This window comes from Aeromonas sp. A35_P (assembly GCF_002259925.1).
GTDB lineage: Bacteria > Pseudomonadota > Gammaproteobacteria > Enterobacterales > Aeromonadaceae > Aeromonas > Aeromonas dhakensis.
The window spans coordinates 21349-40787 of sequence record NZ_NEVB01000220.1 but is presented as its reverse complement, the minus strand read 5'-3'; the positions used below and the strand labels follow the sequence as shown (position 1 = coordinate 40787).

Annotated in this window: 21 protein-coding genes; 6 read left to right on the top strand and 15 right to left on the bottom strand. The window is 64.8% G+C overall.

The features are described 5' to 3' along the window. Nucleotides 1-20 precede the first annotated feature (20 nt). From ybfE to CAK78_RS16970, 3 genes are read right to left on the bottom strand one after another with little or no spacing between them, the layout of a single operon-like run. Entirely contained in the window at nt 21-317 is a 297-nt protein-coding gene (gene ybfE, locus CAK78_RS16980) for a LexA regulated protein (protein ID WP_005299169.1), read from the bottom strand. Between the two features lie 20 nt (nt 318-337). Continuing rightward, complete coding sequence (locus CAK78_RS16975) at nt 338-559, bottom strand: DUF2788 domain-containing protein (RefSeq protein WP_005299172.1); 222 nt, start codon at nt 557-559, stop codon at nt 338-340. Nucleotides 560-614: 55 nt separating this feature from the next. Continuing rightward, on the bottom strand, nt 615-1379 hold the full coding sequence (locus tag CAK78_RS16970; RefSeq protein WP_094698051.1) for an alpha/beta fold hydrolase: 765 nt from the start codon (nt 1377-1379) through the stop codon (nt 615-617). Nucleotides 1380-1671: 292 nt separating this feature from the next. Here CAK78_RS16970 and seqA point away from each other — a divergent pair, with 292 nt between their 5' ends. Continuing rightward, on the top strand, nt 1672-2181 hold the full coding sequence (gene seqA / locus CAK78_RS16965; protein WP_005299178.1) for a replication initiation negative regulator SeqA: 510 nt from the start codon (nt 1672-1674) through the stop codon (nt 2179-2181). Nucleotides 2182-2238: 57 nt separating this feature from the next. Continuing rightward, a complete protein-coding gene (gene pgm / locus CAK78_RS16960; RefSeq protein ID WP_094698050.1) occupies nt 2239-3888 on the top strand; it encodes a phosphoglucomutase (alpha-D-glucose-1,6-bisphosphate-dependent) in 1650 nt (549 codons plus the stop codon). An 88-nt stretch (nt 3889-3976) separates the two neighbouring features. On the opposite strand, the gene CAK78_RS16955 is transcribed toward pgm, so the two are convergent. Continuing rightward, complete coding sequence (locus tag CAK78_RS16955; protein WP_094698049.1) at nt 3977-4858, bottom strand: DMT family transporter; 882 nt, start codon at nt 4856-4858, stop codon at nt 3977-3979. A gap of 96 nt (nt 4859-4954) precedes the next feature. Here CAK78_RS16955 and CAK78_RS16950 point away from each other — a divergent pair, with 96 nt between their 5' ends. Beyond that, on the top strand, nt 4955-5437 hold the full coding sequence (locus CAK78_RS16950; protein ID WP_041216612.1) for a MarR family winged helix-turn-helix transcriptional regulator: 483 nt from the start codon (nt 4955-4957) through the stop codon (nt 5435-5437). A 24-nt stretch (nt 5438-5461) separates the two neighbouring features. Here the strand turns inward: CAK78_RS16950 and CAK78_RS16945 are convergent, their stop codons facing one another. Next, nucleotides 5462-6052: a TetR/AcrR family transcriptional regulator gene (locus CAK78_RS16945; protein ID WP_176452832.1), complete on the bottom strand. Its 591-nt coding sequence runs from the start codon at nt 6050-6052 to the stop codon at nt 5462-5464. A 112-nt stretch (nt 6053-6164) separates the two neighbouring features. On the opposite strand from CAK78_RS16945, the gene CAK78_RS16940 reads away from it, so the two are divergent. Further along, nucleotides 6165-6830, top strand: a complete 666-nt coding sequence (locus CAK78_RS16940) for a peroxiredoxin-like family protein (protein WP_024942837.1) — start codon at nt 6165-6167, stop codon at nt 6828-6830. Nucleotides 6831-6907: 77 nt separating this feature from the next. On the opposite strand, the gene mltB is transcribed toward CAK78_RS16940, so the two are convergent. The 8 genes from mltB to CAK78_RS16900 form a co-directional block, all read right to left on the bottom strand. Further along, a complete protein-coding gene (gene mltB, locus CAK78_RS16935; protein ID WP_094698048.1) occupies nt 6908-8011 on the bottom strand; it encodes a lytic murein transglycosylase B in 1104 nt (367 codons plus the stop codon). Between the two features lie 95 nt (nt 8012-8106). After that, nucleotides 8107-8709 (bottom strand): CDP-alcohol phosphatidyltransferase family protein, encoded by a 603-nt coding sequence (locus tag CAK78_RS16930; protein ID WP_094698047.1) that lies wholly within the window; start codon nt 8707-8709, stop codon nt 8107-8109. A 14-nt stretch (nt 8710-8723) separates the two neighbouring features. Continuing rightward, on the bottom strand, nt 8724-9362 hold the full coding sequence (locus CAK78_RS16925; RefSeq protein WP_094698046.1) for an ATP-binding cassette domain-containing protein: 639 nt from the start codon (nt 9360-9362) through the stop codon (nt 8724-8726). Nucleotides 9363-9391: 29 nt separating this feature from the next. Then, nucleotides 9392-11062, bottom strand: coding sequence for an ABC transporter permease (locus tag CAK78_RS16920; RefSeq protein WP_094698045.1), 1671 nt, complete (start codon nt 11060-11062; stop codon nt 9392-9394). Then, complete coding sequence (locus tag CAK78_RS16915; protein WP_176452831.1) at nt 11062-12246, bottom strand: ABC transporter substrate-binding protein; 1185 nt, start codon at nt 12244-12246, stop codon at nt 11062-11064. Before CAK78_RS16915 ends, CAK78_RS16920 begins: the two co-directional genes overlap by 1 nt. Nucleotides 12247-12266: 20 nt before the next feature. Continuing rightward, the gene (locus tag CAK78_RS16910) at nt 12267-14417 is read right to left on the bottom strand and encodes an FAD-dependent oxidoreductase (RefSeq protein WP_094698043.1); all 2151 of its coding nucleotides are present in this window, start codon (nt 14415-14417) and stop codon (nt 12267-12269) included. Continuing rightward, nucleotides 14417-14998, bottom strand: a complete 582-nt coding sequence (locus CAK78_RS16905; protein WP_094698042.1) for a carboxymuconolactone decarboxylase family protein — start codon at nt 14996-14998, stop codon at nt 14417-14419. Before CAK78_RS16905 ends, CAK78_RS16910 begins: the two co-directional genes overlap by 1 nt. A gap of 11 nt (nt 14999-15009) precedes the next feature. Further along, entirely contained in the window at nt 15010-15684 is a 675-nt protein-coding gene (locus tag CAK78_RS16900) for a DUF1499 domain-containing protein (RefSeq protein WP_094698041.1), read from the bottom strand. 51 nt (nt 15685-15735) lie between these two features. Here CAK78_RS16900 and CAK78_RS16895 point away from each other — a divergent pair, with 51 nt between their 5' ends. Further along, nucleotides 15736-16296 carry a peptide-methionine (S)-S-oxide reductase gene (locus CAK78_RS16895; protein WP_094698040.1) on the top strand — a complete coding sequence of 187 codons (561 nt, stop codon included), beginning with the start codon at nt 15736-15738 and terminating at the stop codon, nt 16294-16296. Nucleotides 16297-16304: 8 nt separating this feature from the next. On the opposite strand, the gene CAK78_RS16890 is transcribed toward CAK78_RS16895, so the two are convergent. Together CAK78_RS16890 and CAK78_RS16885 are read right to left on the bottom strand one after the other, a co-directional pair. Beyond that, a complete protein-coding gene (locus tag CAK78_RS16890) occupies nt 16305-16583 on the bottom strand; it encodes a peptidylprolyl isomerase (protein WP_005299228.1) in 279 nt (92 codons plus the stop codon). A gap of 81 nt (nt 16584-16664) precedes the next feature. Beyond that, nucleotides 16665-17039: a hypothetical protein gene (locus CAK78_RS16885; RefSeq protein ID WP_005299231.1), complete on the bottom strand. Its 375-nt coding sequence runs from the start codon at nt 17037-17039 to the stop codon at nt 16665-16667. Between the two features lie 577 nt (nt 17040-17616). Between CAK78_RS16885 and tamA the strand changes: the two genes are divergently transcribed. Further along, nucleotides 17617-19392 carry an autotransporter assembly complex protein TamA gene (gene tamA, locus CAK78_RS16880; RefSeq protein WP_094698039.1) on the top strand — a complete coding sequence of 592 codons (1776 nt, stop codon included), beginning with the start codon at nt 17617-17619 and terminating at the stop codon, nt 19390-19392. Nucleotides 19393-19439 lie beyond the last annotated feature (47 nt).

Below are 19439 nucleotides of genomic sequence, written 5' to 3'. Positions count from 1 at the left end.
CTGGTGTTAATGCTTAACGGTCAGATTGCGATGCCTGCTGCATGTGCAGACTCAATCTGTTGCTTCAGGATAGATTGGATCAGCTCGGCTCGGCTGACGTTCTGTTGCAGCGCAAGTTGGTTCAGGCGCTCCAGCAATTCGGCCTCCACCTTTAACTCTACCCGCTTCAAACCGTTCTCTCGATCGCGCTTGAGCTGGTTGCGCTTGTTGATCTTGAGCTGGGTCTCGCGGGGGAGTGGGTTGGTCTTTGGCCTGCCGGGGCGCTTCTCGTTTGCGAACAGATCCAGTGTTGTTCGATCAGTTTGCTGTTTGGCCATACATCACAGATGGAAATAAGTTAGCCGATGCCTGAGCCTTCCCAGCCCAGTTCGATCAGCCCCTTGGCGACAAAACCTGCACAACCCAGGAAGAGTACCAACCAGACGATGAATCGGCCGAAACGGGGCACATTGCCGCGTTTGAGCACGTCCTGAATGGCCAGGCCAATCAATACGAAAATGGCCACAAAGAATAACTTCAGGCCCAGACTCTCGATCAGGTCGATATGTTCACTTAGCATGGATTGCGCACACTCCTTATGACGGGCGCACTATATCACAAAGGATTTGAAACTGTTAACCGCCTGTCGACAGGAAATCCACAACCAGCTTGTTGAACAAAACCGGCTTTTCCGCGTGCAGCCAGTGACCGGTACCGGCGATGACCCGGGCCTTGGCGGCGGGGAATTGCGCCATCACCGTCTCGGTATGCGCGGACAGCATGTAGTCGGAATCGCCCCCCTTGATGAAGAGCGCAGGCCCCTCGAAACGGCTCTGTGGATCGGGCCAGCCCATGATGTTGGCGTAGTTGCGCTCAAGGGCCGGCACGTTGAAACGCCAGCCCCAACCCGACTCCACCTTGGCGAAGGACTTGAGCAGGAACTGGCGCACGCCGGCGATCTCGATGTGCTTGGCCAGGATGGCTTCCGCCTCGCTGCGGCTTTGCGGAGGGCTCGCGAGCGTGGCATTGAGGCCGGCAAACACGTTCTGGTGGCGGGCGTGAGGGTAGGCGACCGGCGCTATGTCGGCCACCACCAGCCTGGCTACGCGGGTCGGCGCCTGCTTGGCAACCTGCATGGCCACCTTGCCCCCCATGGAGTGGCCCACGATGGCCACCTGTTCAAGCCCCAGCTGATCGAGCAGGGCGAGCAGATCGGCGGCCTGGGCCGGGTAGCTCATCTCATCGGAGTGAAAGGAGGCGCCGTGGTTGCGCAGATCGACGCTGATGACCCGGTATTGTTCGCTCAGCGGGCGAGCCAGCAGGCCCAGGTTGTCCAGGCTGCCGAACAGCCCGTGGATCAGCACGACGGGTTGGCCCTGGCCCTGCTCCTTGAAGTTCAATAATGGGTTTTGTTGCAAAATGACACCTTGTCGGTCGTGAGTACGTTGCTAGCCATGATTTAACGCACTGGAAAGAAAAGGATTTCACTCATCACGGAGCAAAAAAATGTGGTTTTTTTCCTAAAAAAAGCCAGCCAGATCGGCTATCAGTGCGACGGATCACACACTTGGGCCGCTATTATGCCGTATTCTCGATGAGATTCATGCACATCTGTCCGCCCCTTGCTTGGGCTGCCGGGTTTGCCTATGTATAATCGCCGCATCCGAATTTCGACGAGTCCAGCGCATCCCTATGAAAACCATCGAGCTTGATGACGATCTCTACTTCTATATCGCCAGCCAGACCCGGCACATCGGTGAGAGTGCCTCCGATATCCTGCGCCGCCTGCTGGAACAGCCCGCCCGCCAGGCCTCGCCGGTCGCAGCAGAGGTGACGGCGGCCCCGTCGCCCACCGTGGCCGATGCCATGGGGCTGGAAACGCTGCTCGACTCCGGCGAGCTGCAAAAAGAAGAGAAGTCCATCAACCGCTTCATGCAGGTGCTCAGTACCCTCTACCGGGATGATCCGGTCGGGTTTACCCAGGCCACCGAAATCAAGGGGCGCAAGCGCGTCTATTTCTCTCGGGATCCCGATGCCCTGCGCGCCAGCGGCAGCACCACCAAGCCCAAGCAGGTGCCACAAACCCCGTTCTGGGTGATCACCAACACCAACACCAGTCGCAAACAGAACATGGTGGCCCAGCTGATGGCCAGCATGGGGTATGGCGACGAGGTGATTGCCCGGGTGTGCGGCGCAATCTAACGGTTCATCAGACTCAGGCCTTGCCGGGCAAGGCCGCCATCAAGCAAGGACAACGCCATGGCACAGCATTCCCACGCCGGTCAGCCGGCCCGTTTGAGCGACCTGACCAACATCCCCCGTCTGGTCAGCGCCTACTACCTCAACAAGCCGGACATGAGTCGTCCCGAGCAGCGGGTTGCCTTCGGTACCTCCGGCCACCGCGGCAGCGCCCTGCACAACGCCTTCACAGAATCCCACATCCTGGCGGTGACCCAGGCCCTGGTGGAGTATCGCCAGCAGGCCGGCATCACGGGCCCGCTGTTTGTCGGCATGGATACCCACGCCCTGTCTGAATCCGCCTTTGCCAGCGCAGTCGAAGTGCTGGCGGCCAACGGCGTCGAGACCCGCATTCAGGCCGGCCTCGGCTTCACGCCGACCCCGGTCATCTCTCACGCCATTCTGCGCCACAATGCCGGCAAGCCTGCCGCGCGCGCCGACGGCGTGGTGATCACCCCGTCCCACAACCCGCCGGAAGACGGTGGCTTCAAATACAACCCGCCCCACGGCGGTCCCGCCGAAGGGGAGATCACCAAGTGGGTGGAGGATCGCGCCAACGCGATTCTGGAAGCGGGTCTGGCCGGCGTGAAACGGATGCCGTTCGCCGAGGCGCTCAAGAGCCCGTTCGTGGCCCTGCACGACTATATCACTCCCTATGTGGATGACCTGAAGAACGTGCTGGACATGGAGGCCATCAAGCAGGCTGGCATCAAGATCGGTGTCGATCCGCTGGGCGGCTCCGGCGTCGCCTACTGGGACGTCATCGCCAGAACCTATGGTCTGAACATCGAGGTGGTGAACTACAAGGTCGACCCGACCTTCTCCTTCATGACCCTGGATAAAGACGGCAAGATCCGGATGGACTGCTCCAGCCCGTTTGCCATGGCCAGCCTGATCGCGCTCAAGGACAAGTTCGACATCGCCCTTGGCAACGACCCTGACTACGACCGTCACGGCATCGTCACCAAGTCCGGCCTGATGAACCCGAACCACTACTTGGCGGTGGCAATCCAGTATCTGTTTACCCACCGCACCGGCTGGTCTGCCGATGCAGCCGTCGGCAAGACGCTGGTCTCCTCCTCCATGATCGACCGGGTGGCCGGCGAGATTGGCCGCACCCTCAAAGAGGTGCCGGTCGGCTTCAAGTGGTTTGTGGATGGCCTCTACAGCGGCGAGTTCGGCTTTGGCGGCGAGGAGAGCGCGGGCGCCTCCTTCCTGCGCAAGGACGGCACCGTCTGGACCACCGACAAGGATGGCTTCATTCTGGCGCTGCTGGCAGCGGAAATTCTGGCAGTGACCGGCAAGGATCCGCAGGCCCACTACGACGCGCTGGAGGCGAAATTCGGTCGCTCCAGCTATCGTCGCATCGACGCGCCGGCCAACAGTGCGCAGAAGGCGGTACTCTCCAAGCTGGACCCGGCACTGGTGGAAGCCTCCACCCTGGCCGGTGAGCCCATCGTCGCCAAGCTGACCAAGGCGCCGGGCAACGACGCCGCCATCGGCGGTTTGAAGGTTGTAACCGAGAACGGCTGGTTCGCGGCGCGCCCCTCCGGTACCGAATCCATCTACAAGATCTACATGGAGAGCTTCAAGGGTGAGGCGCACCTGGACCTCATCCAGCAGGAAGCCCAGCAGATCGTCTCCGCCGCTCTGGCCAAGGCCGGCGTCTGAGTTCGACTCATCCCCCTGCGGAATGTGAAAGAGGAGCCTTGATGGCTCCTCTTTTTTATTGCGCTTTTTGTATTGTCCTTGAGCCGGCTTACGGTTTGCCGCACTGGCCGGTGCACGCCCGGCGGGCCTGCCAGCGCTTGAAGAAGGGGCGGGCAGGCAACTTCATCAGAAACAGTGAGACCAGGATCACCCCGATGCCGAGCCATTGGCGAGCATCCAGCGTCTCGCCCACCATCAGCACGCCGCAGGAGACCGCCACCATGGGGTTGGTGAGGGCCAGCATGCCCATCACCTCCGGGCCGTGGCGCTTGAGCCCCCACAGCCATGCCCAGTAGGCCAGCGCCGTGTTGAGCAGGATCAGCCAGAGCAGGCCGGGAGCGCTTGCCGGCTGCGGCTGCGGCATGGGACCGGCCAGCCACCAGGCGAGCGGGATCAGCATCAGGCCGCCCAGCAGCAGTTGCCAGGCGGTCAGCGCCAGCAGATCGCTGACTGGCCAGTGGCGCATCCAGCGGCTGGACTGGCCGATGAGCAGGGTGGCCAGCAGGGCGCAGGTCACGCCGACAGGATCCAGATTGGCGGAAGGGTTGAGCAGCAACAAGACCCCGCCCAGCCCCATCAGGCCCAGCAGCAGCCATTTCAGGGACGGCCTGACGCCATCCTGCAGCCAAGCCAGCAACATCAAGATCAGCGGCAGGGTGGCACCCAAGGTGCCCGCCACGGCCCCGGGCAGCCGGAAGGCGGCCACGAACAGCAGGGCGAAGAAGGCGGCGATGTTGCAAAACGCCAGCAGGCTCTGCTTGCCCCAGGACAGGGGGGGCAGGCGCGGGTGCACCAGCAACAGGAGCAGGCCGGCTGGCAACGCCCGCCATACCGCCACCCAGTAGGGGGAGTAGTCGGTCAGGTAGAGGCTGACGACGGCATAGGTGCTGCCCCAGAGCAGGGGGGCCAGCAGGGCGATCAGCATGGGCATGTACTTGCCTCTTTGTAAAGTATCTTTGAGTAAAGATAAATTAGCCTCTAATTGGTTTACCATCAAGTATCTCGATAAAAAGATAAGTGGCCGAAGATGGAATCAGATCATGTAGACCTGCTGCTGGCCCAGTGGGCCCGGCAGCGACCGGATCTCGACTGCTCTCCCATGGGCGTGCTGGGACGGGTGGCGCGAATGGCGGCGATCGCCGGACGGGAGGTGAGCGAGGAGCTCAAGGAGTGCGGCCTGCTCGGCAGCGACTTCGACATTCTGGCGACCTTGCGCCGGGCCGGCGAACCGCTCACCCCGACCGTGCTCTATCAATCCGCCATGTTGAGCTCGGGGGCCATGACCGCCCGCCTCGACAAACTGGCAGAGCGGGGCTTGGTGGAACGTCAGGCAGCCCCGAGCGATCGGCGCAGCCTGCTGGTCTGCCTGACCGACGCGGGTCGGGAGTTGGTTGACCGGGCGGTGGAGCGGCACGTGGCCAACGAGCGGCGCCTGCTGGCGCCATTGACCCAGGCCGAGCAGGAGCAGCTGGCCGCCCTGCTCAAGCGCTGGCTGCTGGAAAACGAGTGACCCCCAGAGCCTGGTGAGCGGTCGTCACGCGTCCGCAGACAAGATGGCCTGCATCTGGGCCAGCACGGCGTTCACCTTGGCGGCGGGCGGATGGGTGCGGCCCAGCACACGCAATCCCCACACCATGGTTATCAGCAAGGCGGCGGTGGCGTCGACGTCGCGCCCGGCGGCCAGCTCCCCTGCCGCCTGCGCCTGGCGCAGGGCTGCGCTGACCCGCAGCTCGACCTCGGCGAGGTGGCTGCTGGCGGTCTCCTGAATGAGCGGGTGGTGGCGGCCGATCTCCAGCAAGGTGTTGACCAGCAGGCAGCCACGGTGCGCCTCGCTGGCGATGGCATCCCGGGCCACTGCATCGAGCAGGGCCTGCACGCCCGCCAGGGGGGAGGCTGCCGAACCCAGGATCTGCTCGATCTGCGCCAGGCTCTGCGCCGAATAACGCTGCAGCACCTCCATGAACAACCCCTCCTTTGAGCTGAAGGCGCCGTACAGGCTGCTGGGTTTGAGTCCCATCCGTTCGACCAGCGCGGCAATGCCGGTGTTGCTGAAGCCGGTATCCCAGAAGGCGTTAAGGGCGATTTCCAGTACCTGTTCTCTGTCAAATGATGCGGGTCTTGCCATCTCGATTCCTGCCTTGTGAAACGTCATTTCGGAGTGATCGCTAAAAAACAACTTGACCATGGAGCTTGGTCCGCTTGATATTGTAGCGACCACTACAAAAAGGATGGTCATGATGCACACACTCGAGCAAAAAATCAAAGCGTACGATGAGCAGAAGCAGCGCCAGGTACCGGCCCCGGTACTGGCCCTGATGGAGGAGGCGACCCGCAGCCTGCAGGCAAGCGGGCTGGAGCAGGCCGCCCTGGGGCGCGGAGAGCGGATGCCCGACTTCGCCCTGCCGGATCAGCACGGGGTGGTGCGCCCGCTCTCCCACTATCTGGCGGAGGGGCCTGTGCTGCTCAACGTCTATCGCGGTGGCTGGTGTCCCTACTGCAACATGGAGATGCAGGCGCTCAACGCCGTGTTGCCGGCGCTGCGCGAGCGCGGCGTGAACCTCATCGGCATGACGCCGGAAACTCCCAGTTCGGCGCAGGATACCCTCACCGCCAACGGGCTGGCGATCACAGTGCTGAGCGATGAGGGCAACCGGGTCTCGGCAGCGCTGGGACTGGTGTTCGAGCTGCCGGAGGCGCTCAGGCCCATCTATGCCGGCTTTGGCATCGACATTCCGGCGAGCAACGGCGACGAGAGCTTCACTCTGCCGGTGCCGGCCAGCTACATCATCGGCCAGGACCGCACCGTGCTCTACCACTTCATCAACGCCGATTACACCCGTCGGGTCGAGCCGGCCGCCCTGCTTGCCGAGCTGGATCGTCTGGCGAAGGCGGGAGCGCTGTAAACGCACACTGCGCCCGAAGGCGCAGTGTGGATGATTGGCGAGGCGGCCCCGAGGGCCGCCTTTTTTATCCGGCCGGATCAGTAGCCGCCGCGGGCATCCTTGACCGCCAGCCCCAGCTGCCACACCGCCATGGCGTAGTGGGTGCTGTGGTTGTAGCGGGTGATGGTGTAGAAGTTGGGCAAGCCGTACCAGTACTGATAGCCGGTGCCCACATCCAGGCGCAGCAGGCTAGCCTCGCTGTGGTTGCCGAGGGGGCTGGCGGGAGTCAGCCCGGCGCGGCGCAGGGAGGCGACCGGGTAGCGGGTCTGGAAGCCGTGTTCGTAGCCGGGCAGCTGGCCCTGACCGCGCACCGCCACCGGTTGTCCCTTCTCCCAGCCGTGGGCCTTGAAGTAGTTGGCCACGCTGCCGATGGCATCCACCGGATCCCACAGGTTGGTGTGGCCGTTGCCGTTGAAGTCCACCGCGTAGCGCTGGAAGCTGGAGGGCATGAACTGGCCGTAGCCCATGGCGCCGGCGTAGGAGCCCTTGGGTTCGGTGGGATCCATCCCCTCGTCGCGGGTCATCACCAGGAAGGATTCCAGCTCGCTGGTGAAGAACTCGGCCCGGCGCGGGTAGTCGAACGCCAGGGTCGCCAACGCGTCCAGGATGCGGGTCTTGCCCATCACCCGGCCCCAGCGGGTCTCTACGCCTATGATGCCGACGATGATCTCCGGCGGCACCCCATAGATCTGCTGGGCGCGGTTTAGCTCGTTCTCGTACTCACGCCAGAAGCTGACGCCGTTCTGTACGTTGTCCGGGGTGATGAACTTGGCGCGGTAGCGATTCCAGGCGCCGGTCGGGCCGGTGGGCGGCGTGGTGGTGGGGGCCTGGGCATCCATCAGGCGGATGATCCAGTCATAGCGTTCGGCCTGGGCCAGCACCCGGTGCAGCTCGGCGCCGTCGAACCCGTGCTTTTGCACCATCCGCTGCACGAAGTTGTTCACATTGGCGCGATTGGCGAAGTCCCCCTTGCTGACTCCCGGCTGGCTCACCTGCCCGTAGAAGGGTTTGCTCGGCGGCGTCTGGTTGATGAAGGCGCTGTTGGGCTGGGGCTTGACCACGGGCTTGGCAGCCGGCGTGCTGCTGCAGCCATAGAGCATGGGAAACAGGGAGAGGGTGAGCACGGAGACAAGGCGACGCATAAGGTTCTCATGAGCCTGAAAAAGAGTGTCGCCATGGTAAAACATTGTCGTCCATGCGCAAGTGTTCCGTAGCGGCCTCCTCCCGCCGTCCTGCCTCAACGCAGGGTGTGGTAACCGCTCCAGAGCCGGGTCAGGGTGGTGATGGCGCAGAGCAGGGCAAAACCGTAGGCGAGCGGGGCGAAGGCGGCGGGCCACAGGCACATCAGCACGAACAGGGTTATGGTCTCGCTCCCCTCGGTGAGGCCGCCCAGATAGTAGAGGGATTTGTGGTGGTAGACCGGATTGTCGATGCCCCGCTTGCCCGCCATGATGGCAAATGCCAGAAAGCTCGAGCCGGTGCCCATGAAGGCAAACAGCAGGGTGGCGGCGGGCAGCGCATTGGCGGGGGTGGCGAGGGCAAAGCCCAGCACCACGGCGGCGTAGAAGATGAAGTCGAGCGTGATGTCGAGAAAGCCGCCGCAGTCGGTGATGCCGGTCTCCCGTGCCACTGCGCCGTCGAGCCCGTCCAGCAGCCGGTTGAGCAGGATGGCCACGAGCGCCCACTGATAGCAGCCAAAGGCTAGCAGCGGCAGCGCCAGCATGCCGATGGCAAAGCTGGTGAGGCTGACCTGGTTGGCGCTGATCCCGGCGCGGCAGAGCGGTCTGGCGAGCCGGGCGAGGGGGCTGCGGATAACGGGGATCAGGTGGCGGTCAAACAAGGTGAACTCCTCGGTCAAAAACGGGATTCGGTGAGCTGGAGTATGGTGCCCGGCGCGTCATCTTCGTCGTGGGTCACCAGAATGGCGGGGATGGCCAGTGCCTTGATCTGCGTGAACACCAGCGCGCGAAAGGCGGCCCGCAGCGGCTTGTCGAGGCGGGAGAAGGGCTCGTCCAACAGCAATGCCTCGGGCTCGGCCAAGAGCGCCCGCAGCAGGCTGACGCGAGCCTTCTGGCCGCCGGAGAGCGCCCCCGGCAGCTTGTCCGCCTGATTTGTCAGATCTACCTGCGCCAGCGCGGCCACCGCCTTTTCCCGCCGTGCCCTGTGCCCCTTCACGCTGGCCGGCATGCCGAACATCAGGTTCTCCGCCACCGTCAGGTGGTCGAACTGCAGATCATCCTGAAACAGCATGCCGATGCGCCGCGCCTGGGGCGGCAGCTGGGTGAGCCGGCGTGCGCCCAGGGTCACGTCCCCCTCCAACCGGAATGGGCCGCTGGCGGGCAATACCCCCGCCAGCCCTGCCAGCAGGGAGCTCTTGCCACAGCCACTGGCTCCCATCAGGGTCAACACCTCGCCCGGTGCCACCTGCAGGGCGGGCAGCGAGAGCAGCAGGTTCTTCTCCAGATAGAGGTGAAGAGGCGTGGTGCTCAGCATATGGCTATCTCCATCATGAGAGTTCCTCGTCAGCGGGCGCCCTTGAGCGCCGGATTGATCCGGGCCGGCAGCCAGAGCGCCAGCAGATAGATAACGAGCGGCAGCAGCAGTTGCAGCAGGCCGTAGAGGCCCGCCAGCCGCCGGTTGAGGCCGCTGCCGATGGCCACCGCCTCGGTGGTGATGGTGACCACCCGGCCTGCACCAAACAGCAGGGTCGGCAGGTATTGGGCCAGGCTTACTGCCGCTCCGACGCCGAAGGCAAACAGCAGCGGACGGGCCAGCAGCGGCCCTTTCACCTGCCACCAGGCTCGCCACGGGGTTGCCCCAAGCAGCAGGGCACTCTGGGTGATCCGTGGGTCGAACTGGCGATAGGGGCCCTGCAGGCACAAGTAAACGTAGGGAAAGACAAACAGCAGCTGGCTCCAGAGCACCCAGCCCCAGCCGATGCCATCGCCCCCCCACCCGAGGCTGAACCAGTCCACCCCGAGCCGAATGCCGAACAGCAGGCTGGCCTGCGGCAGCAGCAGCGGCAGACAGATGAGCCAGAGTGGCCAGGGGCGGCGGCCGGCCTGCGCCTCCAGGCTCAGCACCGCCATCACCAGCGCTATCGCCCCGCTCGCCAGCGCCAGCAGCATGCTGGTGGTCAGCAGCGGCGACAGGGTCGGCAGCAGTTCAAGCCAATGGCGGCCGCTCCACTGACTCGGCCAGAGGGCGGGAAAGGGCCAGCGCCGGGTCAGCGACCAGAGCAGCAGCGCCCCCAGCACCGTCAGATTGATGGCGATCAGGGCCGCCACGCTCCCTGTGGCAAGGGCGCGGCCAAGGGCGCTTGGGTTTGAGCGTCTGCCATCGAGCCAGCCGGGGTTGCCAAGGGTTCGATGGGCCAGCTCCAGCAACCGCAGCAAGGCCAGCAGCAGCGCCGTAATGGCGAGCAGCAGCAGGGCGCCGCTGGCGGTGGCACCGCGCCAGACCAGATCCGGGTCCTGATACCAGAGCCACAGGCGAACGGCCAATGGGGCAGGGAGATCGGGCCCGAGCAGCTGGGCCAGATCCACTACGGCTACCCCGTAGGCTGCCACCGCGTAGAGGGGCAGACGCAAGGCGGGCCAGAGCGCCGGCAGCAGCAGGCGCCACCAGATCTGGGGGGCGCTGAAGCCAAGGCTCGCCCCCAGCCACTGCTGGCGCGCCACCCTGGCGGGGTCTTGCGCACCGAGCGCCATCAGCAGCAGGAAGGGGGTCTCCTTGAGGGTCAAGGCGAGGATGAGCCCGAGTCCGGCGGGATCGCGCAGGGTCTGCCAGTCGGGGGGCAGTTCAAATCCGGTGAGGGTCGGCGAGAGCAGGCGCAGCAACCAGCCGGAGGGGGCGAGCAGAAAGGCAAAGCCGATGGCAAAGGCGACGTGGGGCAGTGCCAGCAAGGGCGAGAGCAGCCGACGCAGCCAGCCGACGGCCCGGCTGTCGCTGTAGGCCAACAGCATTGCGGTCAGCAGCAGGCTGGCCAGGGTCGAGGTGGCGCCAATCCACAGGCTCAGCAGCGCAGAATGCCAGAGGCCCGGCTGGGCCAGCAGCCGCTGCAGGTGGGCCAGACTGAGCCCCTCGGCCAGCAGTTGCCAGCCCCCCGCCAGCAGCGGGAGACCAAAAACCAGGGCGCACCCCGCCGCAAACAGGGGGCGCCAAGCGGATGCAGCGCTGCCAAAGCGGCTCATCAGTGGCCGTAGCGCTCGGCCCAGGCCGCTTCGAGCCTGAGCTGCCAGCTGGGATGGGGCTCTGCCACCGATTTGAAGCGCAGTGCCGGCGCCTGCTGCTGGGTGGCGGGCAGAGCATCGGCGCGCAGCACGCTGGGATCGCCCCAGAAGGCGGGCTCGGCCTTGCGCTCCTGGGCGGCGGGGCTCAGCAGGAAGTTGGCCACCACCTTGGCACCGGCACGGGCGTTGGCGTTGAAGGGGATGGCGAGGAAGTGGCTGTTGGTCAGCGCCCCTTTCGCCATGGCCACCGCCACCACATTGGGGGGCAGGGTGCCATTTTGCACCGCGCTCTGCGCCTCCTGCGGGTTGAAGCTGATGGCCATGGCGAGCTCGCCGTCATCGAGCAGCTGGCGGGTTTCGGCGGCGCTGGTGGGGAACAGCTTGCCCTTGCGCCAGAGCGTCGGGTGCAGCTCGTCCAGCCAGGCCCAGAGTGGAGCGGTAACTTTGGCAAAATCGTTCTCGGTCGCCTCCCGATAGAGAGGGGCGGGATCCGGGGTCAGCTCCAGCAAGATCTGCTTGAGGAAGCTGGAGCCGTGAAACTGGGGCGGTTTGGGATAGGTGAAGCGGCCGGGGTGGGCCTTGCTCCAGGTGAGCAGGGCCGCCGCCGAGGTGGGCAGCGGGCTGACCTCTTCGCCGTTGACCATCAGGTTGAGCTGGCCTATGCCCCAGGGGGCTTCCAGCCCCTCCACCGGCACTGTGAAGTCCTCGCTCACCGGCAGGGTGCCATCGACCAGCGCCATGTTGGGCAGCTCACGGGTAAAGGGGGCGCCAAGCAGCCCCTGCTCCTTGAGCGCCTTGAAGTTCTCGCCGTTGACCCAGAGCAGGTCGATGGGGCCGCCACCGCGCTTGCCCGCCTGCTTGTTGGCCAGCAGCTGGCTCACGCTCTGGGCGATGTCATCCACCTTCACCTGTACCAGCTTGACCTGGTATTCGCGCGCCAGCTCCTGGCCGGCCCACACCAGATAGGCGTTGATCTCCGGGCTGCCGCCCCAGGCGTTGAAGTAGACGGTCTGCCCTTTGGCCTCGTCGAGGGTCTTCTGCCACTGCGGGTTGTCACCAGCGTTGGCCTGGGTGAAGAGGAGGCTGCCAGCCAGCAGGGGCAGGGCACGCAGTAGCTGTTTGAATGAGGGCAATGAGTGTCGCATCTGGGTTACCTGGAGTTGGGTCAGGCGCCGCGGCGCCAGCGGTGATAACGGGTCAGCAGCGCCAGCAGGGTGGCGGGCTGACGGGCCCGTCGCCACTCGCCCGCCAGGTACTTGTTCCCCTCCATCAGGGTGGGGTAGGCGTGGATGGTGGCGAGGATCTTGCCAAGGCCGAGGCGGTGGCGCATGGCGAGCACGAACTCGGCGATCCGCTCGCCGGCGTGAGTGCCCACTATGCTGGCACCCAAGATCTGATCCTTGCCGGGCACGGTGAGCACCTCGATAAAGCCCTGACGCTCGCCGTCGGCGATGGCCCTGTCCAGCTCGGCCAGCTCGAAGCGGGTCAGCTCGAAGGGAATGCCCTGCGCCCTGGCCTCTTTCTGGTTGAGGCCGACCCGGGCTATTTCTGGGGTGGTGTAGATGGCGGCCGGCATGACCCGATAGTCGGCCCGAAAGCGCTTGAACGGGCTGAACAGGGCATTGACGGCGGCATACCAGCCCTGATGGGCGGCGGCATGGGTGAGCTGGTAAGGGCCCGCTACGTCCCCCACCGCCAGAATGCTGGGGTAGTTGGTGGCAAGGAAGCCATCGACCGCCACAGTGCCGCGCGGCGCCAGCTCCACCCCCAGTGCTTCGAGCCCGAAGCCGCTGACGTTGGCCACCCGGCCCAGCGCCAGCAGCAGCTGATCCCCTTCAATTATTTGCGTCTCGTCGCCCCGCCGCAGTTGCAGCCGGATGGGGAGATCCGCGGCTGCTGGCAGATAGTCGGCTCGCTCGGCGCGCCAGCCGGTGAGCACCCGCACGCCATCGCGGGCCAGCTGATCCGCCAGCAGCTCGGCCACCTCCCGCTCTTCGCGGGGCAGCAGCTGAGCCGAGAGCTCTACCAGGGTAACGGGCACCCCAAGCAGGGCAAAACTCTGGGCCAGCTCGCAGCCGATGGGGCCGCCGCCCAGCACCAGCAGCTGGCGCGGTGCGCTGCGCAGTTGCCAGAGGCTGTCGGAGGTGAGCCAGGGCACCTGATCCAGCCCCGGCAGCTCGGGCACCAGCGGCCGGGCGCCGGTGGCGAGCACGATATGACGGCTGGCAAGGCGCTGGCCGTTCACCTCCACCTCCCAGGGAGAGACCAGCCTTGCCTCCCCTTCGATGCACTCCACTCCCAGCCCCTGATAGCGCTCGATGGAGTCGTGGGGTTCGACCTCTTTGATGACGCGGGCGACTCGCTCCATCACGGCGGCGAAATCGGCGCTGGTCTGGCTTGGGCCAAAGCCCAGCTCACCGGCCCGGCGCTGCTCGGCGGCAAAGCGGGCGCTTCGGATCAGCGCCTTGGAGGGGACGCAGCCGCTGTTGAGGCAATCGCCCCCCATCTTGTGCTTCTCGATGAGGGCCACCCTGGCCTTCACCGCCGCGGCGATATAGCTGGTCACGAGGCCGCCGGCCCCGGCGCCAATCACCAGCAGGTTGTAGTCATAGTGTGTCGGCTTGCGGTAGGGGGCGTGCAGCTGATGCAGGGCGAGGCGCCGCTGCAGCCCCTTGAGCAGCATCGGCATCAGCCCGAGCAGGGTCAACGCCACCATCAGGCCAGGGGAGAGGATATTGCCGGTGCTGGTGAGGTTGGCAAGCTCGCTGCCCGCCAGCACGTAGACGAAGGTGCCGGGCAGCATGCCGAGCTGGCTCACCCAGTAGTAGGTGCTGACTCTGATGGGGGTGAGCCCCATCAGCAGGTTGACCAGAAAGAAGGGGAAGATGGGGATGAGGCGCAGGCTCAGCAGATAAAGCGCTCCCTCTTTTTTCATGCCGGCCTGCAAGCTGACCAGCTTGTCGCCAAAGCGCCGCTCGACCCAGTCGCGCAGCAGAAAGCGGGCGCTGAGAAAGGCCAGGGTCGCGCCAATGCTGCTGGCAAAGGAGACCAGCAAGAGCCCCCAGGCAACGCCGAACACGGCGCTGCCTGCCAGGGTGAGCAGGCTGGCACCGGGCAGGGAGAGAGCGGTGCTCACCACATAGACGGCGACGAACAGCAGGGCGGCGGCGCCAAAATGGCGCTCGACCAGGGCGGCCAGCTCGGCCTGACGGGTCTGCAGCTGGGGCAGGCTCAGGTAGTGGCCAAGGTCGAAGGCGAAGAAGGCGCCGATGAGGCAGCCCATCACCAGCACCAGCAGCAGGCGGGAGCCTCTCATCAGGCGTCCTTGCTGTTCGGCTGGGCCGGGCGCTCGGGTTGCACCGGCAGCTGGCAGAAGCCCTGCGGGGCGATATCGAGGGCGGCGTTGAACTTGGCCGACATGTTCTGGAAGGCGATGAGGCCGGTGAGCTCCACCATGGCGTCGTCGTCGAACCAGGGCTTGAGACGGGCGGCCTGCTCGTCGCTGACCCCATCGAGGCCTGTCATCGCTTCTGTGTAGTCGAGCACCGCTTTCTCCCGCTCATCGAACAGCGGGCTTTCGCGCCAGTTGGCGAGCGCCTCCACCTTCTCGCTGGAGCCGGCTCTCTTTATCAGGGTCATGGCGTTGATGTCGACGCAAAAGCGGCACCAGTTGAGCTGGGATACCCGCACCGTCACCAGGGAGCGTAGCACGGGGTCGATGGGGGAGCGCTTGCGGTTGATGACGCCATAGAGGGTGGCGACGGCGGCAAACAGGCGCGGCGAGCGGCCCCAGCACTTGCCCGGAATGAGCACCTGGCCGTAGTTGCGTTTTTGCAACCAGAAAAAGGGGCGGATGAACCAGGGATATTCCCGATCGGGCTTCACCTCGACGCGCATGGATGACCTTCTTATTGCTTCAAATTGGGTTTGTAGGCCTGACCCAGCCGCTCGTTGAGGCGGATCAGAAACTCCTCTATGCGGGCCCGGTTGGTGCCCAAGTCGCTGCGTCCCTGGCGGGAGGCGGAGCGCATGTCGATGCGGGTTTCGCTGGGCCCGGCAAAGACCCGCAGCGCCACGTCATCCTGAAAACCGAACCAGCCGGTGGTGACCACCGCCTCGAGCCCTTGTGGGCTTGGTCGCACCTGCCAGCCGAGCTGCTCCATCAGGGCGTGGGCCTCGGTGATCACCTCGGCCGGGGGGGCGCTGGTAAAGAGAGGACCGGGTTTCCCCTCAAATGCTTTCAAGGGGGCCGGATTAATGGGCAGATCCTGCGCCGTTCTGAGCTCGCTGGCCCAGTGCAGCCGGGGCGGGTTGTTGGGATCCGTGCTCACATCGTTGACCAGCGGCGTGCGCAGCGCCTGCACCACGAAGGCCAGGGGCAACAGCAGGGGGACGGCGCCCCAGCCATTGGCGCAACGGTTGCGGCACCAGGGCAGGCGAGCCAGCAAGACGAGGGAGACGAGGGCCCCGAGCAGGCAGATGGCAAACCCCAGCCACCAGGGCCAGAGGTGAACACGGCTGCCGAGGGCGCCGGCGAGCGGCAGCAACCAAGCCAGCAGTGGCCACCACAAATAACTGGGCATAACGGGGATCCCCTGGTTATGATGAACAAGTGCCCAGAAGGATAAACTTAATTGACTGATAACGTTAGTAAATTTATCTCAATCCTGCTGCTTTTCCCAAGCGTTCCGCTGTGGGCGGACAGCGCCGTGCTGGCGGCGGGGGACATGTGGCGCGCCGAGGCCGTCTACGAGACCCTGCCCGGGGTCAGCCGGGTGGAGCCGGGCTATGTGAGTCAGCGGGTGGCGACGGGGTCGAACTGGCGGGAAGTGCCACCGCAGCGCCAGGCGGTGCGCATCGATTATGACCCGGTCAAGGTGGGGTATGGGGATCTGCTCAACGTCTTCTGGCAGCTGGTGGATGGGGGTGATGGCGACGGCCAGTATTGCAACCGGGGCCTGGCCTTTGCGCCGGCCCTGCTGCCGAAGGATGACTATCAGTGGCGCTTGGCCAGGGTGAGCCTGACACGCTGGCAGGCCCTGCACGGGCGGCCGAGCCCGGTTGCGCTCTGGCCGCAGAGCCGGTTCACGCCAGCGCCGGAGATGGAGGACTGGGCGGCGCGCCACCCCTGGCGTTTCGGCTTCTATGCCCGCCGCTGCGGTGGCTGGCCGGTGGAGCTGAACCCAGAACCCTGAGCCTGAACTCAGCTGCGGTAGAGCACCTTGATAAGGTGGAAACCGAACTTGGTGCGCACCGGGCCGAGCACGGTCAGCAGCTCGCCCTTGAACACGGCATCGTCAAACGACTTGACCATGTCCCCTTTCGAAAACTCCCCCAGATCGCCGAAGCGCTTGCCGGATGGGCAGGTAGAGAAGCGCTTGGCCATCTGGCCGAAGTCGGCTCCCTTGGCAATCTTCTCCTTGATCTCCAGACACTCTTTCTCGGTCTTGACCAGGATGTGCTGGGCACAGGCTTTTTTCATCGGGGTGCTCCTCGGTTGCGGGCAAATCGGGGGCGCAAAGAGTACTCCAATTCCTGCCGCGCGTCAGCCGTCATCGGCATATCAGCCGCGGGCACGGGCTCCTAGCCGGGTTCTGGGGCGCGCCTGCCAGAGGATCTCCAGCCCAAGCAGGGCATGCAGGCTCCAGATGGCCAGCGGATTGAGCCAGTTGCCCCCCAGTTGCAGGGTCGCCAGGGCGCTGCCTGCCAGCAACAGGGTGATGCCCGGCAGGCGCCAGTGGGTCGGCAGCGGTGCCAGCATGGCCATACCCAGCAGGATGGCGAGCCCGAACGGCAGGTTCAGCGCGGTGAAGGCCAGCGCCTGCTGGCCGTTCATGCCGGTCAGCAGGGCCAGCAGGGCGCTGCAACAGGCGAGAAAGGTGATGAATTCGAGTCTATCGGCGATGTAGTCCGCCATCTGTTCGCTGCGTGCGTGCATACGGTGTCTCCTCTGGTGGGGCAGGGGTCTGATCCAATGGCTCCAGTGTGGGCGAGAAGTGAGCAGGGGGGCAGCGGGATAAATCGATTGGGTTGAACGAGGCTTTGATTGCGTGACGGCAACTGTTTGATCCGGCAAGATAAAATCCGCAGTCCCGCGGAGGGGGAGTGAGATGGCCGAGTACCGGCCCAGTGCCTGCCAGGATCCGGTCTGGCCGCTTGGGGAGAGGGCGTCGCTGCTATCTTGACCCGTTGCCGACAGTTGGTGTCGCGCCCATCGGGAAACCGGGGAGATTGCGCCGTCGGGCCGGAGTGGCCGGCAGGGGCCATATGGCATGGTCCTGAGGGTCATGGATTGCCCTTTTGGGCCCATAGTGGCATAAGTCTGCGGGGGAATGCCTGAAAAATGGGCGGCTCGCGCGAGCAAAGGCTTCAATAATATGGCGAAATTCGCGGTCAACCCGCTCTGATGTCGAGCCGGGGATATGCTAGGATGAGGCGCGCTTGCGATCGAGTGAGCCTCATATTCGTTCTGAATATCGCATTATTTTAATCATGTTCTTCGGGGAAATTGACGTTTGACAGGATGCAATCCGCCCCTGCCTGCAGGGATCTCACCGCCCGCACGGACTTTTCGTCGTGGGCTTCGCGCGCTGGGACTGAGCCTCTGTCTGCTGCTGTTCGTCACGCCCGCCATGGCGGCCAAACTCACCTATCAAATCAAGGGGTTGAAAGGGGAGAACAAGGACAACGTCGAAGCCTACCTCAATGCCCTGCCGGTCTATCAGGAGCGTCAGTACCGCCCGGCCCGCCCCAAGATCACCGAGAGCGTGCAAAAGGCGCTGCAGGTCTATGGCTACTACCAGCCCAAGATCACCCTGAGCCGGGACAAGAAAACCCCCTCTAAAGTGATCATCGAGGTGGATCCCGGCAAGCCGGTCATCATCTCCCGACTCGACATCCTGCTGGAAGGGGATGCCGGCAGCGACGAGCTCTACAGCGAACTGTTGGACAAGCTGCCCCTGAAAGAGGGGGATCCCCTCAACCACGGCAAATACGAATCCATCAAGGCGGATCTGGGCAGCCTGGGGCTGGCCCGCGGCTACTTCGACGCCAAGATCAGCAAGAGCCAGGTCAAGGTGTTCCCGGATCAGGGCACCGCCGAGATCTACATCCTGTTTCGCTCCGGCCCGCGCTACCACTTCGGCGAGATCCGCTACGACGCCACGCCGGAGGCGCTGCGTCTCATCCGCCCCCTCATCAACATCAAGAGCGGCGACCCCTATCTGGCGATCCGGCTGGCAGAGATGTCGCAGGATGTCTCCTCCACCAAGCTGTTCAAGCAGGTGGACATCAAGCCCCTCATCAGCCAGGCCGAGCATAACCGGGTGCCGGTGCAGGTGACCCTCTCCAACCGGGTCGATCACGAGATTGAAACGGGTATCGGCTATGCCACCGACGTGGGGCCGCGCATGAGTGCCACCTGGGAGAAGCCCTGGGTCAACCGCTACGGCCACCGGCTCAACGCCACCGCCAAGGTCTCCCAGCCCGAGGCGGAGCTCAGCTTCGACTATCAGATCCCGGTGGGTAACCCGCTGCGGGACTACTACTCGTTGCAGGCCGGCTATCAGTACAAGGACAACAACGATACCCGCTCCGACCTGACCACCTTCAGCGTGCACCGCTGGAAGCGGCGGCCGGAGAGCTGGGACCGGGACGTGTTCATCCGCCTGGAAAACGAGGTCTATACCCAGGGCGCTGACGAGGGCAACAGCTTGCTGTTGATCCCCGGCGTCTCCTGGTCGCGGCTGCGGGTGCGCGGCGGTCTGGTGCCCGACTGGGGCGATCGCCAGCAGCTCACCCTGGAGTTCTCCGACCCCTACTGGGGCTCCGACATCAGCTTCGTGCGGGTGTGGGGGCGCAGCAAGTGGCTGCGCACCCTGGGGGAGGATCACCGCTTCCTGCTGCGGGCCGAACAGGGGGCCATCATAGGGGACAGCTTCTCGCTGGTGCCTCCTTCACTGCGCTTCTTTACCGGCGGTGACCAGACGGTGCGCGGCTACGGCTACGAGACCATCTCGCCGCGCGGCAACGATGGCAAGCTGCTGGGGGGCCGCTACGTGAGCGTCGCCAGCGCCGAGTACAACTACCGTTTCAGCGACAAGTGGCTGGGGGCCCTGTTTGTCGACAGCGGTACCGCCACGGTCGACTACAGCGAGCCCTGGAAGATAGGCACCGGGGTCGGCGTGCGCTGGGTGACCCCCATCGGCCAGGTCAGGCTCGATCTGGCGGTGGGCATTTCCGAAGATGAGAAGCCGCTGCGGCTCCACTTCGCGCTGGGGCCTGAACTATGATCCGGCCGCGCTCCACATCTCTTCTCTTCTGTTCTTCTGACCGGCCG